Raw genomic sequence first — 15,829 nt, forward strand, 5'->3', positions numbered from 1 at the left:
AGAAGCCTTTTGTCATTTAGTTTAGTTTGTAAAAAGTTAGAAATGATTTCGTTTATCGTTCCACTTTATAGCTATAGCAAGAGATGATGTAATGCTCTCTTTTATTTTGCGTAGTCTACTGCCCGCGTCTCGCGAATAACAGTAACTTTGATGTGGCCTGGATAATCTAGTTCGTCTTCAATTCTTTTTCGAATATCACGTGCTAGGCGGTGTGAAGCCAAATCATCCACTTGATCCGGACGTACAATAATACGGATTTCGCGGCCAGCTTGAATGGCAAATGATTTTTCCACGCCTTCGTAAGACTCTGAAATTTCTTCTAGTTTTTCTAAACGTCTAATATAGTTTTCTAGCGTCTCACTGCGTGCTCCAGGACGCGCAGCAGATAAAGCATCAGCTGCTGCGACGATGACTGCGATTACGGATGTTGGCTCTGTATCACCATGGTGTGAAGCGATACTATTAATTACGACTGGATGTTCATGGTATTTTGTCGCTAATTCAACACCGATTTCAACATGGCTTCCTTCTACTTCATGGTCAATCGCTTTTCCGATATCATGAAGGAGACCAGCACGTTTTGCCAACGTCACATCTTCACCTAATTCGGCTGCCATTAATCCGGCTAAATGTGCCACTTCTATTGAGTGTTTTAATACATTTTGCCCATAGCTTGTCCGGTATTTCATGCGACCAAGGATTTTCATTAAATCAGGATGAAGATTATGAATTCCTACTTCAAAAGTAGTCTGTTCACCTGTTTCGCGAATTTGTTCATCAATTTCACGACGAGACTTTTCTACCATCTCTTCTATGCGAGCTGGATGAATTCGTCCATCTTGAACTAATTTTTCAAGTGCCAATCTTGCTGTTTCACGGCGGATTGGATCGAAACCAGATAAAATGACTGCTTCTGGCGTATCATCAATGATTAAATCAATACCAGTAAGCGTTTCAAGCGTACGGATATTACGGCCTTCACGCCCGATAATGCGGCCTTTCATTTCATCGTTAGGCAAGTTTACAACCGATACAGTGGTTTCTGCCACATGATCTGCTGCAAAACGCTGTATCGCTAATGATAAAATTTCTCGTGCCTTTTTGTCAGCATCTTCCTTTGCACGTGTTTCTGCTTCTTTAGTCATAACGGCAATATCAGTTGTTAACTCATTTTCTACTTCTTCTAATATAATCGTTCTTGCATCTTCACGTGTTAATGCTGAAATGCGTTCGATTTCAGATTGTTGTTTAGCAACAAGCTCTTCCGCTTTGCTTTCCATCTGTACAATATGCTGTTGTCTTTCTACTAACGCCTCTTCCTTACGCTCTAAACCAGATTCTCTCTTGTTAAGCGCTTCATCCTTACGATCAAGATTCTCTTCTCTTTGCAATAAACGGTTTTCTTGTTTCGTAAGTTCTGAACGGCGTTCGCGGATGTCATTTTCTGCTTCAGTTCGAAGTTTGTGAGTTTCATCTTTTGCTTCAAGTAATGCTTCTTTCTTCAGAGCCTCTGCTTCCCTTTTACCTTCTTCAACAATTAGTTCTGCAGTGCCCTTTGCACCTGTCACTTTTGAATCATTCACCTTTTTCGTAATAAAATAGATCACAGCTGCACCGACGATCAGTCCAATCAAAGCGGAGATGACTATTTCTATCATTCGAACACCTCCCCTTGAGTTATTGATATTTTCTTTTAGTCGGCTTTACATTGAGTTAACAATATAGCGCCAATTTCATTTCAAATTTAGAAATAATACATATTAATTGTATAGTTGATAGATAGACCTGTCAAGGATTCACAGTTTTTGGATACCCAAAAATACTAATAATTCTGTGATTAAAATCCTATATTTATCCTAGCTAAAAAGGCCTCTTTTAATAAGAGGCCTTCACAGTTTTATTATTACTCTTCAAATAGAGTAGGATTTTCTTCTGGTTCTTCGATAACTTCATATTCTTGCTCACCAATACCTGAAGCCACCCGAATTTTTTGTGCAATTTCTTCACGTACTTCTGGATTCTCTTTAAGGAATTGTTTTGCATTTTCACGACCTTGGCCTAAACGTTCATCTTCATACGCATACCATGAGCCGCTCTTTTGTACGATATCTTTTTCTACGCCGATATCGATGATTTCTCCCTCTTTAGAGATTCCTTCGCCATACATAATATCAACTTCTGCAGTTTTAAAAGGTGGAGCTACTTTATTTTTTACTACTTTGATTTTAGTACGGTTACCGACCATATCATTACCTTGCTTAATTGTTTCAGCACGACGCACCTCTAAACGAACTGATGAATAGAATTTAAGCGCTCTTCCGCCTGGTGTAGTTTCAGGGTTCCCAAACATTACACCGATTTTTTCACGGATTTGGTTAATGAAGATGGCAATTGTATTTGATTTATTAATAATACCGGATAGCTTACGCAATGCTTGAGACATCAAACGCGCTTGCAAACCGACATGGGAATCACCCATCTCGCCTTCAATTTCTGCTTTTGGTGTAAGAGCAGCAACAGAGTCGATTATAATAATATCAATAGCACCACTGCGAACTAGTGCTTCTGCAATTTCTAGTGCTTGCTCACCTGTATCTGGTTGAGAAAGCAATAATTCATCAATGTTTACGCCTAGTTTGGACGCATAAACTGGATCAAGCGCATGCTCTGCATCTATGAAAGCTGCTTGTCCTCCATTTGCTTGTACTTCTGCAATGGCATGAAGTGCTACTGTTGTTTTACCAGAGCTTTCTGGTCCATATATTTCTATCACACGGCCGCGGGGATAGCCACCCACTCCAAGTGCTGTATCAAGAGCTAAAGATCCAGTAGAAGATGTAGAAACTTTACGATCTGCTTGCTCGCCTAATTTCATTACAGAGCCTTTACCAAATTGTTTTTCAATTTGTTTTAAGGCCATATCTAATGCCGCTTTCCGTTCGTCCACTCTGTTTCCTCCTATTAAGAACACTTTTTTATTTCTAAACCTACTATACTTCTTTTCTGAGAAAAACACAAGAAAAAAGCGAACATTTATTCGTTAAAATGTACACTTTTAAAAACCAAACGCTAAATTGAATATAGAATTCAATTTTAGCGTTTTTTTAGTTGAAATCTTTTAGGCTCTTTCATAGCCCTTTTCAATTAATAGCTGAATTAAACGATAGAATGCAGATTTCGTTGCACGAAGTCGATTTGTATTACGGCTGCCAGATAATTGGAGGCGATACGTATGCGGTGGCTCATCACCAATTGCAATACCAATCCATACAGTACCAGCTGGTTTATTACCGTGTGCTTGCGGACCTGCTGCGCCTGTTAAGCCAACGCCAATAGTCGAACCAAATTTCTCCTTCACTAAACGCGCCATTTCACTAGCACATTCACTGCTGACAACGCCATGCTGTTCAATCACTTCTTTCGCCATGCCTAATTGATTAATTTTTACTTGCTCATTATATGTGACCATTCCGCCGAGTAATGCTTCACCCACCCCCGGATTATTAGCCAGTTCTGCTTGGAATAGCCCAGCCGTTAAACTTTCAGCAGCAGCGATGGTTAATTCATTCTTCATCAGCATTTTAGTTAATACGCTTGATATAGAATCATCGTCTACCCCGTAAAAATAATCTCCTGCTATGTGTAAAATTTCTTCTTTGGCTACTCGAATTTTTTTCCATGCCTCTTCCGTCGTGTCGGCATTCGCTGTAATGCGTATTGTCACTTCACCATCAGAAGCTAATGGCGCTAGCGTTGGATTCGTTTGGTTTTCTAGTAAATGTTGAAGCTTATCTTCTAATTCAGCCTCGCCTATTCCGTAAAAACGAAGCACGTGAGAAACAATTTGGCCTTTTGAAACAAGAGAAGTAAGCAATGGCTTTGCTTCGAATTGGAACATGGGTTCAATTTCCTTCGGCGGACCAGGTAAAAGAATGTAAGTGTGATTGCTCGCTGTATACATCATGCCAGGAGCCATGCCATTTTTATTAGCTAAAACATGTGAGCCTTTAAGAACAAGAGCTTGTTTACGATTATTTTCAGTCATTGGTTTGTTTTGGTTTTGGAAGAATTCAACTATGCTTTTCATTGCATCCTTGTCTTCTTCGAGTTCAATATGTAAATGCTTTGCGATTGTTTCCTTTGTTAAGTCATCCTTCGTAGGTCCTAATCCACCTGAAAAAATAATAAGGTCCGAGCGATTTTCTGCAATAGTAATTGCATCAAGTAGTCGATTGGGATTGTCACCTACAACAGTATGATAATAAACATTTATTCCGATTTCAGCTAATTGACTTGAAATAAACCGTGCATTTGAATTAGTTATTTGACCTAACAATAATTCAGAACCCACAGCAATAATTTCTGCATTCATCTAAATTCATCTCCTTAGACATCTCTTCATTAGTAAAAAGACTCACCGTTCAGTATATGGAACGCCACGTTAGTGGTTGCACTGCTGCAAGCAACAGGACAAAATGAGTCTTTATATTATTTCCTTATTAAGTTTGAAATAAACCGCTATTTAGATTCTAACAAAATTTTTCGATTTAACCAGAAATAGTCGAGTCCAGACCATATCGTAAAGATAAGGGCCACATACAACATAATTTGATCAAAAGGAATGCCCCACATAGCAAAAATAATATTATGAAGCAATAGGAAGGCAATAGCTAAAATTTGTGTCCAAGTTTTAATTTTACCTAACTGATTAGCAGCAACTACTTCACCATGTTCTGCACAAATTAAGCGCAAGCCTGTAACTGCAAATTCTCGGCTGATAATAATGATTATGACCCATGCAGGAGCATAGTCCAAACCAACTAATAAAATGAAAGCAGAGGATACTAGCAATTTATCTGCTAACGGATCTAAAAACTTCCCTAAGTTTGTCACTAGATTGTATTTTCTTGCATAATACCCGTCAATCCAGTCCGTCAATGAGGCAATAATAAAGATTAAAGCTCCGACTAAATGCTCTACTGGCATTGTAGCCCCTAACATAGTCAAATTGCCCCAATGAAAGTCGATTACCATTATTATTACAAATATCGGAATGAGACATACACGAGACACTGTAATTCTATTAGGTATATTCATGTAATTCACCTTTCTTGCAAAGGACAATCATCACTTCTATTGATGACTATTCCTCTTCCTCCAATTTGATGACGATATTTTGAGTATAGCGTTCTGTTGGAGATGCTGCAAACTTAATCTGCTTATTATTCACATAAATTGTACCATTAGGAGATGCGCCGAGCCTTACTCTGATGCTTTTCTTACCTGTTGCATCCATCTCTAAGACATCACCATTGTTGTACATTTGGTCAGCTTTAAAATTTTTCGCTTGGCTTGAAATTTCATTACCGCTTTCATCTTGAATGCCAATCCATGTGCTACCGGTCACTTTTACTTTTACTTTCAAGTCTTGCGTACCAGTTAAAGTATAAGTGGTTGTTATATTGTCGCTTTCTAATTTACCTTTGGAGATAAGCGGCTTCTCTTCTTTTTTCAAAGAGGTATTTTCTTCTTCTTTTGTATTCTCTTTTTCTTTATTTACGTTATCTTTTTGAGATGATTGCGCTTTATTTTTATGTGAAACATCAGTTGATTCAACATTCACATCTTGTTTAGGATCATCTACCACATCACTCTTAAAATTATGTTGTTTTAAGAACCAAATGGAGACAATAATAACAATAATAAATAGTGCAACAATAATTTTCGGCATCCAATCAACACTTTTTCTTGCTGCTTTTTTCGTCATGGCTCTCCGTTGTACAGGTTGAGATATAGGAGATGTTGCCGCACTTTGATCTGCAGATTTATTAGCTGGAATTTCACCTTTATATGTTTCTAGTAATTCATTGCTATCAAGATCTACTGCTTCCGCATATTGTTTAATGAATGCCCGCACATAAAAGGAGCCCGGCATAATACTGTAATTGCCTTCTTCAATGGCAGATAAATACCTTTTTTGGATTTTTGTGATTTCCTGTAAATCATCCAGACTATAACCTTTTGACATTCTCGCTTCTTTTAAACGAGTTCCTAATTCTGTCAATGATATACACCTTCCTGTTAAAAATTAAATCCTCCAAATCCACCGAAATTACTTGGGTCTTGCATGAAATCTTTATCCTGCTCCAACAACTTATATGTAATTTCTTCATCTGGATGATGTCTTAGTTCGATAATGTAGTCAAAGTCTTCAATTGTGTATTCGGATTGCTGAACAAAGACATCAGGATGTTCCACCACTATAATTGTTGGTAATTGCATAATTTCTCGTACTAATTGTTTATGCCCTTCATCTGTTGAACGTCTCGTCACCACGCCATCTAAAATAAACACATTGTTACTGTTAAATTCATCGCCAAGCAAACGATTGCGTAATGTTTGTTTTATCATAGTAGACGATAAAAATAGCCAACGTTTATTTGCAGAAACACTTGCGGCTACGATTGATTCAGTTTTTCCAACTCTTGGCATACCACGTATACCTATCAACTTGCGGCCATCTTTTTTATAAAGTTCTGCCAAAAAATCGACCAACAAACCAAGTTCATCTCGTACGAAACGAAACGTCTTTTTTTCATCTGCTTCACGTTGAATATAACGACCATGTCGAATGGCTAAGCGGTCCCTTGTTGTCGGCTGCCTAAACTTAGTTACTCTAATCGTTTCCATCGTTGAAATAATGTTTTTAAAACGTTCAATTTGCTCGTCCTTTTCAGCACGTAGTAGCATTCCGCGCCTGACTTGGTCCACTCCGTTAATAGTAACGATGTTCACTCTCAGCATACCTAATAGCGATGCAATATCCCCTAGCAATCCGGGGCGGTTGATTTGTATTTCGTATTCAAAATACCATTCTCTCACATTCAACGTTCCCTTCTATTAAAAGACGCATGATACCTTTTCTATGTTCCATAATAGCCGATTTTTCTACATAAGAAAAGAAAAAGAGAGAGAATTCCCCCTTTTTCCACTCAAGTATTTTAATTGCCGACAAGAGCCTTGTTTGATGTTTTTTCCATTCGGGAAGAAATGAAAGATAAAAGTCTTAGCTATAAATATATTTATGGAAATATTGTAATCTAAAGCAAACAATAGCTAAGGACGAATAGTACTCTATATTACAAAAAATTAGTAAGTCTTCTATATACACTTCATAATATTTGAAACTACTATTCCCTCATGTAAAGTCTTTTATTATTAAATTGAATTAAAAAAATTTAGAGGAATTACTTGGGGTGATAAGTGAAGCTTTTTATAATTCTAAAAAAGGTAACAGACCCTGCAAAAATATACCATATAAGTCTGCACCTTTATGTTGTAAGCAATCATTAAATATACCAGCCACCATTTAATCGAAGTATTTGGCCTGTCATGTAATCCGCTTTGCCAGACAGTAAAAAATCGACCAAATATGCGACCTCTTCTGGTTTCCCCCCACGCGCTAATGGGATTTCTTCTATTAGACTAGCCTTCTCATCTTCCGATAAATGTCCATTCATTTTGGTTTCGATAAAACCAGGAGCCACCGCGTTTACACGAATGCCATTATATGCAACTTCTTTTGCATATGCTTTCACAAACGTATGGATTGCTCCTTTTGCTGCGGAATACACAGATTCAAATGATCCGCCTGCCTCTCCCCAAATAGAACCAATAAAAGTAATATAACTAATCTCATGCTGGCGTAATTTTTGAGATAGAATCCCTATTAACTGTATTGGTGTTTCAACATGCACTTGAAAAAGATAACCCATTTCGTTTGCATCGGTATCTTCACAAAGCTTGTATAGCGCATGGCCGCTAGCAATGACTATAGCATGTATTGTAAAAATCGACCGGCTAATTTGTTCGGCTGCTTCTTCTTTTGATAAGTCAGCTCGTATCGGCATGAATTCTTGCTTGGGATATTGTTGAATCAATTCTTCAGCCAGCTGCTGCATCCCCGCCACATTGTGGTTATATTGCATATATAAAGACCAACCGTTCGCTGCCAACTCATTACAAATGGCACTCCCGATTGAACCGGAAGCGCCTAATACTAGTGCAAATTTTTTCATTTGGATTCTTCTTTTGAAAGCGGCAATATCGTAAATACAGTTTGTTGAGATTCACCTTGCAAGGATTGGAACGCTTTTTGAACATCAGCCACGTTCAATTCTTCAATGACTTCTACCGAATCAAACAGATTCATTTCATTAAATTTATAACGCGTAAATTGATTAGCGATATACTCAATCGAATTAAGAGCTCTTAGGTTAAAGCCGATTCGTCTGCGTTTTACCCTTTCTAATTCTTCTTCACCAAACGGCCACTTTTCTACCGCTTTCTGTAATTGGTCTTTAATCGCTTCCACTAATCTATCTGGCTTATGTGTATCGGAGCTAATCATAGCAAATCCAAAACCATGTTCCAATGAAAAGTCATAGGAGTAGGATTCGTCGATTAAACCTTCATCATAAACTTTTGTATAAAAATCAGATGAACGGCCAAACAAAACGTCCAAAGCTAAACTAATAGCAAGTTCATTTTTTAGCATCTCACGACCAGATAAATCTGTTTCTTTCGCTTTCAACCCGACAGATACCTTAGACTTTGATACATCCATATGAAGAGTTCGTTCAGGAATCGCAACTTCTTTTGGTTCTGATACTTCGATTCGTTTAATGTCTTCAGGTTTTTCAAAAGTCTTTTTAGCTTGGTTACTCTTGATGAGATCAAGCATTTCTTCTGGCTCAAGTGCGCCAATAGCAAATAACAGCATATTGGATGGATGGTAAAACGTGTGGTAGCACGTGTATAAATGTTCTGCCGTAATTTTATCGATAGATTCCACAGTTCCCGCAATATCAATCTTTACAGGATGTTCTTTAAACATATTTTCAATTGTGCCAAAGTATAAGCGCCAATCAGGCTGGTCATCATACATGGTGATTTCTTGCCCGATAATACCTTTTTCCTTATTTACAGTTTTCTCTGTAAAGTATGGTTCTTGGACAAAATCTAATAAAGTTTCTGTACTCTCTTTGACATTATTAGTGGCCGAGAACAAATAAGCAGTTCTTGTAAATGAAGTAAAGGCATTTGCCGAAGCACCATATTGGCTAAACTTTTGAAAGACATCTCCATCTTCTTTTTCAAACATCTTATGCTCTAAGAAGTGCGCAATACCATCAGGGACTGTAACAGCCTCTTTTTCACCAAGCGGTACAAACGAGCGGTCCACAGAACCGTATTTTGTAGTAAAGGTTACAAACGTTTTAGAAAATCCTTTTTTCGGCAAAATATAAACATCTAAACCATTTTCAAGCTTTTCATAATAAAGCGTCTCATCTAATTGCTCAAAATAAATTGGTTCCATTATTTTTTCTCCTCCATTCCACTTAAGAAATAGACGGTTTCTTTATGCAATTGCTTTGCCATATCGACTATATCTTCCTTTGTCACGGCTTTCCATTTTTCCTGCCAATGCTCCACTTTGAATACTGGATCTAATTCTTTGTATTGATCGTAAATTTCAATTTGACCACGCGCTGAATCCAACGCTTCTTTTAATTGGTTTTGAAGCATTGCCTTTGTTTGGCTTAATTCCAAGTCTGTAATTTCACCACGAGACATGGCCTCTAATTGTTCGTCAATTAATTGTGTCGCTTTTTTCACGTTTTCAGTATCAATGCCTGACATCACATAAACCAAGCCATATTGTGCAGAATACGAACTTGAGCAGTAATAGGCCATACTCTCTTTTTCACGAACATTCATAAATAATTTTGAATGTGGGTAGCCACCAAAGATGCCATTGAAAATTTGCATTTTCGGAAAATCAGCATCAGTAAAGAAAACAGGTACAGTAAAACCAATATGCAATTTGCCTTGTTTCATTTCTTGTTTTTCATGCACATAAGATTCTGTTGGCTGGATTTTTGGCAATTCATTCTGTTGGAAAGGGGCTTTGCGATCTTGGAATGGTAAGGCTGTTTTCAAATCAGCTATCATTTTCTCTTCGTCGATATCGCCAACTACATATATATCAATCACATCTTCAGCAATCATGCGTTGATATGTATTAGTTAATGATTGGGGTGTAATCGCTTCAACTGCAGGGATTGTGCCATTTGCAGAAATAGAAGCAGGATGGTCAGGTGCCAAAAAGTGATTTAATCGATTTTGAGCATAACGTGATTTTTCATCAAAAATAGATTGAATCCGTTCTCTCACCATTTCTTTTTCACGTGCTACGATATTTTCTTTGAACTCTCCATTTACAAAGTTAGGGTCGAATAGGACCGTGTTCATCAATTCTAATACATGGTCCAGCACATCACCGTGTTGTAAATAATGGTCATTAACCGTTTCAACATTTAGCAATACTGTATGTTCATTTCCTTTTTTCGTTGTATCTAGGTAAAGGACTGTTCCATATAAATCATCTAAATGCATTCTCATACTTGCAGGTGACGGGTACTTGGCATTACTGTGTTGTAAAACATTTGTTAATACAGTTCTTTCTGCTGCCTCTTCTACTTGTAAAGGCCTACGGAATTTAATTGAAAAATTAATGGTTTTGAATTGATCAGTTGATCTTGTATGAATATAAACGTCTTTTGCTATTTCTGTCGTTTTAAACATTCAAACCCCTCCTATCTAATTAATATAACAATCCATTACTCCAACTATACATGCCAATTGAATAAAATTGCAACTATTGTAAATGAGATGGATTATGGGCGTTACTTACAGTTCTTGAACAGTATTAACTGAGTTAGAAAATGATATAAATTATATTTATAAAGTAAAATCCACAACTAATAGTTTCTTTCATCAGTAGGTAAAAATACTAACAAACTACTAACCGGAAATACACTTATGATTTCCATAAAAAAAGACTACACAGTACAACGACTGCATAGTCTCTTTTAAATTATCTTTTGCCTTTAATATATGGTGTACCCGAAGCTTTTGGTGCTTTGGCTTTTCCAATAAATCCAGCAAGTGCTAGTATTGTTAAAACGTAAGGCAAGATTAATAGAATAACTTGAGGCACATCTTTTACATAAGGGATTGAAGCACCAGCAATACTTAACGATTGTGCTAGTCCAAAGAATAACGCAGCCCCAAGAGCGCCTAGCGGATGCCATTTACCAAAGATCATAGCAGCAAGTGCCATGAAACCTTGGCCGCTAATTGTTGTCGCGCTGAAGTTCCCAGCGATTGCTTGAGCGTAAATCGCTCCACCAATACCACCTAATGCACCAGAAATCATTACGGCAATATAACGCATTTTGGTAACATTAACACCCATTGTATCAGCTGCCATTGGGTGCTCCCCAACAGAACGTAGGCGTAAGCCAAAAGGTGTTTTATAAATAATAAACCATGCAATAAACGCTACGACAATCGCAAAGATGGACGTACCGTATACATCTGTAAAGAACATTTTCCCAAGCAGTGGGATGTCCTTTAAAACCGGTATATCAAAACGAGAGAAACGTTCAGAAATTGAATCTGTTTGTCCTTTATCATAAATCATTTTAATAGAGAAAACAGCTACTGCTAATCCTAATAAGTTTAGCGCAACCCCTGCTACTGTTTGGTCAGCTCGGAATGAAACAGCTGCAACAGCAAGGATTAAAGAAAAGACCGCACCTACAGCCAATGCAACGAGCAGGCCAACCCATGGCGTCCATCCGCCAAGTGTAGCAGCATACTTTAAGTTGAATACAATACTGCTGAATGCGCCGATAATCATAACCCCTTCAAGTCCAATATTGACAACGCCTGATCGTTCAGTAAATACGCCGCCTATGGCTGTCATGATCAATGGTGCTGCATAGTAGATTGCAGAAGGAATAATAAAATATAACACATCTAAAAAACTCATGTTATTTTCCCTCCTTTTTTTTCTTGCTTAAACGGTCCAAGCCCACACGAATAATATAACCTGATGCTACGAAGAAGATAATTAATGCGATAACAATGGATACGATTTCCACTGGTATGCCAGCTTCGTTCGGCATATTGAGACCGCCATTTTTTAATCCGCCAAAAAGTATTGCGCCAAGTAGTACGCCAAATGGCTGGTTTGCTCCAAGCAACGCAACCGCAATCCCATCAAAACCAATACCAGTAAAACCTGTCATTTTAGTAATATTACCGAAGGTACCTAGACCCTCCATAGCGCCTCCAAGACCTGCAAAAGCCCCTGAGATAACCATTGCTAGAATGATATTTTTGCTAACATTCATACCAGCATATTCCGAAGCATTTTGGTTAAAACCGACTGATTTTAATTCATAGCCTTGTGTTGTCTTTTCTAAAATAAACCACATGATTAACACCGCAATTAGGGCAATTAGAAAACCCCAATGCAATCTTGAATAATCGGTAAGAGATTCAAAGAAAGGAGAACGAAGTGAAGCAGAATCGTGAATTTTTTCTGTCTTATCGCCGCCATCAGATAATGCAGATATAGTCGCATTGGCTACATGCAATGCAATATAGTTCATCATAATGGTAACGATAACTTCATGGACCTGTAATTTAGCCTTCAAAAGGCCTGGAATAAACGCCCATAGGGCACCTGCAGCAGCTGCTGCAAGCAAAGCTAATGGTAGATGAATAATCTTGGGAAGGTCGAAAGCAGAGCCAACATAAGCTGCTGCTAACCAACCTACGATCAGTTGGCCTTCTACCCCGATGTTAAATAATCCTGTACGAAACGCGAATGCTACTGCCAAACCGGCGAACACATACGGCGTGATCTGGCGAACTGTTTCGCCCATGTTATAACTGCTGCCGAATACTCCGTTCCACAGAGCGATGTAACCATCAACTGGGTTAAAACCGCTAATAAGCATGACGATTGCGCCAATAATTAAACCTAACACAATCGAAATAAGTGGAACTAGAATATTTACTACTCTTTTAGACACTATGCGTCACCTACCTTTTCACTATGGCCAAGTGAATGACCAGCCATTAATAGGCCCAATTCTTGCTCTGTTGTTTCTTTTGGCGAAACGGTATCAATAATTGATCCATCATGAATTACAGCGATGTTATCAGAGACATTCATTACCTCATCCAATTCAAATGAAATCAATAATACTGCTTTGCCTTTATCACGTTGTTCAATTAAACGCTTATGGATAAATTCAATCGCCCCTACATCAAGTCCACGAGTTGGTAGCGCAGCGATCAAAAGATCTGGATCTCGATTAATTTCACGGCCGATAATCGCTTTTTGCTGGTTACCACCTGATAGTGCTCTCGCCTGCGTCATTTCACTTGGTGTACGCACGTCATATTCCTCAATAATATTGCGTGCAATGCTATTAACACGTTTGTAATCAATAATGCCACCCTTTGATACAGGTGATTGGTAATACGTTTGTAAGACGATATTATGTCCAATTGGAAAATCAAGTACTAAGCCATGTTTATGACGGTCTTGCGGAATATGGCCAATCCCTGATTCCGTGATTTTACGTGGTTTCTTGCCAGTAATATCCTTACCGTTAAGCGCTATTTGGCCGCTTTTCACTTTACGAAGCCCAGTGATCGCTTCAATTAACTCTGATTGTCCATTGCCGTCTATACCAGCAATACCAACTATCTCACCAGCTCTTACAGCTAAAGACAAATCTTTAACACGATCAATTCCACGATTATCTTGGACAGTTAAGTTCTCAATGTTCAGTACTACATCTTTTGGATGAGCAGTTGTTTTTTCCGTTTTAAATACAACCTGACGACCTACCATCATTTCAGCCAGTTGGTCCGGATTTGTTTCTGCAGTAGTAACAGTGCCAATCCCTTGCCCTTTACGGATAATCGTTACTCTATCTGATACATCCATAATTTCTTTTAATTTGTGAGTGATTAAAATGATAGATTTGCCTTCTTTAATCAAGCGTTTCATAATTTGTATCAATTCATTGATTTCTTGTGGTGTTAATGATGCAGTCGGTTCGTCAAAGATTAACATTTCAGCTCCGCGGTAGAGCGTCTTTAAAATTTCGACACGTTGTTGCATACCAACCGAAATATCTTCAATTTTCGCATATGGATCAACATTTAATCCGTACTTTTCAGATAACTGCTGAACTTTCTTTGCAGCATCTCGGATATTAACTAAACCCATTTTCGTCGGTTCACTACCCAAAATGATATTTTCAGTTACCGTAAAGTTTTCGACTAACATAAAGTGTTGGTGTACCATCCCAATCCCAAGATCATTAGCCTTATTTGGATCGGTAATTTTGACCTCTTTACTATTCACTTTAATAACTCCCGCTTCCGGTTGATATAGACCGAATAACACGTTCATCAGCGTCGATTTCCCTGCGCCATTTTCTCCTAATAACGCATGTATTTCACCCTTCTTAAGTTGAAGAGTAATATTATCATTTGCTACGAAATCGCCAAATTGTTTGCGTATTCCAAGCATCTCAATGACATAATCCATTTTGCTCACTCCCTTAATCGATCAATATAATATGACGGTATATCAATTAAAATCTTTGGTTAAAAAATTAACACAAGAAGGAATTGAAGAGACTATTTTATTTTCAAACATTTATTCACAATCTAGCAGTATAAAAAATGTTCAAAAAAATAAGAATAAGGGTATTGTAAAAAGGCTCTTCGAAACCCTTCGTCTATTAATCTTTAAACTAAAAAATAGATAAAAAGATCATAAAGACCAATAACTGGCCTTTATGATATGAAGGTGACACTATTTTTCAGGTTTTTCTGGAACTGTAATGTCGCCGCTAATAATTTTTTCTTTGAATTCATCAATTTTCTTCTTAGTGTCGTCAGTAAATACGCCGTGGTCGTCAGCTAAGTCAACACCTTTGTCTTTTAGACCAAATGTAATTGTTTTGCCGCCAGGGAATTTGCCGTCTTTAGTATCTTTAGATACTTTTTCAGCAGCAGTATCAACACGTTTAAGAACAGAAGTTAAAGTGATGTTTGTTTTATCATTCACTTTTCCTTCATCGTATTGGTCACGGTCTACACCGATTACCCATACATCAGCCTTAGCATCTTTTTTCTTGCGTTCTTTTGCTTCAGTGAATAGGCCGTTTCCTGTACCGCCTGCAGCATGCATGATAATGTCTGTACCTGAATCATACATACGTTTTGCAATTGCTTGACCTTTAGAAGCATCACCGAATGAACCTGCATATTGGATATCAATTTTTACTTTTGGATTTGCCGCTTTAGCGCCTGCAACAAAGCCAGCTTCGAAGCCACCGATGATATCGCCTTCTACACCGCCGATAAATCCGATTTTACCTGTTTTGGATTGTAAAGCAGCTGCAGCACCTGCTAGGTATGAAGCTTCGTTAGCACGGAACATGATTGATGCAACATTATCTTGACCTTCAATAACTGAGTCAATAATGGCAAATTTAGCGTCTTTTTGTTGTTTTGCAACTTCAGATGTAGCATCATGCAAATTGAAACCTACAGCATATACTAAATCGAAATTACGGCGAACAAGGTTGTTAAGGTTTGTATTGTAATCACTTTCAGAAGCTGATTGAAGGTAATCGAAGCCACCGTTACCTTTTTTCATTCCATTCTCTTCACCAAACTTCTCGATACCTTCCCAAGTTGATTGGTTGAATGAACGGTCATCGATACCACCGATATCAGTAACCATTGCTACTGAGAATTTATCTTTATCGCTACCGCTTTTTTTCGATTCGTCCCCTTTGTCTGATCCACATGCCGCAAGCAATGTACCAGAAGCTAGAAGTGCAGAAAGTGCTAAACCAATTTTACGCTTTTTCACTTGAAA

At 38.0% G+C, this 15,829-nt stretch carries 13 protein-coding genes; all 13 read right to left on the bottom strand.

The genetic code is table 11. The features are described 5' to 3' along the window. Positions 1–101 precede the first annotated feature (101 nt). The 13 genes from rny to RCJ93_RS06200 all read right to left on the bottom strand — a co-directional run bounded on the left by rny (position 102) and on the right by RCJ93_RS06200 (position 15,823). On the bottom strand, positions 102–1,658 hold the full coding sequence (gene rny / locus RCJ93_RS06140; protein ID WP_147194064.1) for a ribonuclease Y: 1,557 nt from the start codon (positions 1,656–1,658) through the stop codon (positions 102–104). A 245-nt stretch (positions 1,659–1,903) separates the two neighbouring features. Beyond that, positions 1,904–2,947 carry a recombinase RecA gene (gene recA / locus RCJ93_RS06145; protein WP_066785806.1) on the bottom strand — a complete coding sequence of 348 codons (1,044 nt, stop codon included), beginning with the start codon at positions 2,945–2,947 and terminating at the stop codon, positions 1,904–1,906. Between the two features lie 171 nt (positions 2,948–3,118). Then, positions 3,119–4,372, bottom strand: a complete 1,254-nt coding sequence (locus RCJ93_RS06150) for a competence/damage-inducible protein A (protein ID WP_150283934.1) — start codon at positions 4,370–4,372, stop codon at positions 3,119–3,121. Positions 4,373–4,518: 146 nt separating this feature from the next. After that, on the bottom strand, positions 4,519–5,097 hold the full coding sequence (gene pgsA, locus RCJ93_RS06155; RefSeq protein WP_066785797.1) for a CDP-diacylglycerol--glycerol-3-phosphate 3-phosphatidyltransferase: 579 nt from the start codon (positions 5,095–5,097) through the stop codon (positions 4,519–4,521). A gap of 46 nt (positions 5,098–5,143) precedes the next feature. Beyond that, on the bottom strand, positions 5,144–6,064 hold the full coding sequence (locus RCJ93_RS06160; protein ID WP_150283933.1) for a helix-turn-helix domain-containing protein: 921 nt from the start codon (positions 6,062–6,064) through the stop codon (positions 5,144–5,146). 17 nt (positions 6,065–6,081) lie between these two features. Next, complete coding sequence (locus tag RCJ93_RS06165; RefSeq protein WP_066791839.1) at positions 6,082–6,882, bottom strand: DUF3388 domain-containing protein; 801 nt, start codon at positions 6,880–6,882, stop codon at positions 6,082–6,084. Positions 6,883–7,349: 467 nt separating this feature from the next. Next, positions 7,350–8,078: an elongation factor P 5-aminopentanone reductase gene (gene ymfI / locus RCJ93_RS06170; RefSeq protein ID WP_150283932.1), complete on the bottom strand. Its 729-nt coding sequence runs from the start codon at positions 8,076–8,078 to the stop codon at positions 7,350–7,352. Next, a complete protein-coding gene (gene yfmH / locus RCJ93_RS06175; RefSeq protein WP_150283931.1) occupies positions 8,075–9,379 on the bottom strand; it encodes an EF-P 5-aminopentanol modification-associated protein YfmH in 1,305 nt (434 codons plus the stop codon). Before yfmH ends, ymfI begins: the two co-directional genes overlap by 4 nt. Continuing rightward, complete coding sequence (yfmF, locus tag RCJ93_RS06180; protein ID WP_066785783.1) at positions 9,379–10,647, bottom strand: EF-P 5-aminopentanol modification-associated protein YfmF; 1,269 nt, start codon at positions 10,645–10,647, stop codon at positions 9,379–9,381. Before yfmF ends, yfmH begins: the two co-directional genes overlap by 1 nt. Before the next feature lie 292 nt (positions 10,648–10,939). Continuing rightward, entirely contained in the window at positions 10,940–11,899 is a 960-nt protein-coding gene (locus RCJ93_RS06185; protein WP_147194075.1) for an ABC transporter permease, read from the bottom strand. A 1-nt stretch (position 11,900) separates the two neighbouring features. After that, a complete protein-coding gene (locus RCJ93_RS06190) occupies positions 11,901–12,950 on the bottom strand; it encodes an ABC transporter permease (protein WP_066785777.1) in 1,050 nt (349 codons plus the stop codon). Further along, entirely contained in the window at positions 12,950–14,485 is a 1,536-nt protein-coding gene (locus tag RCJ93_RS06195; protein WP_150283930.1) for an ABC transporter ATP-binding protein, read from the bottom strand. Before RCJ93_RS06195 ends, RCJ93_RS06190 begins: the two co-directional genes overlap by 1 nt. A gap of 270 nt (positions 14,486–14,755) precedes the next feature. After that, positions 14,756–15,823 carry a BMP family lipoprotein gene (locus RCJ93_RS06200; protein ID WP_066785773.1) on the bottom strand — a complete coding sequence of 356 codons (1,068 nt, stop codon included), beginning with the start codon at positions 15,821–15,823 and terminating at the stop codon, positions 14,756–14,758. Positions 15,824–15,829: the final 6 nt, after the last annotated feature.

The organism is Rummeliibacillus sp. BSL5 (genome assembly GCF_052928305.1).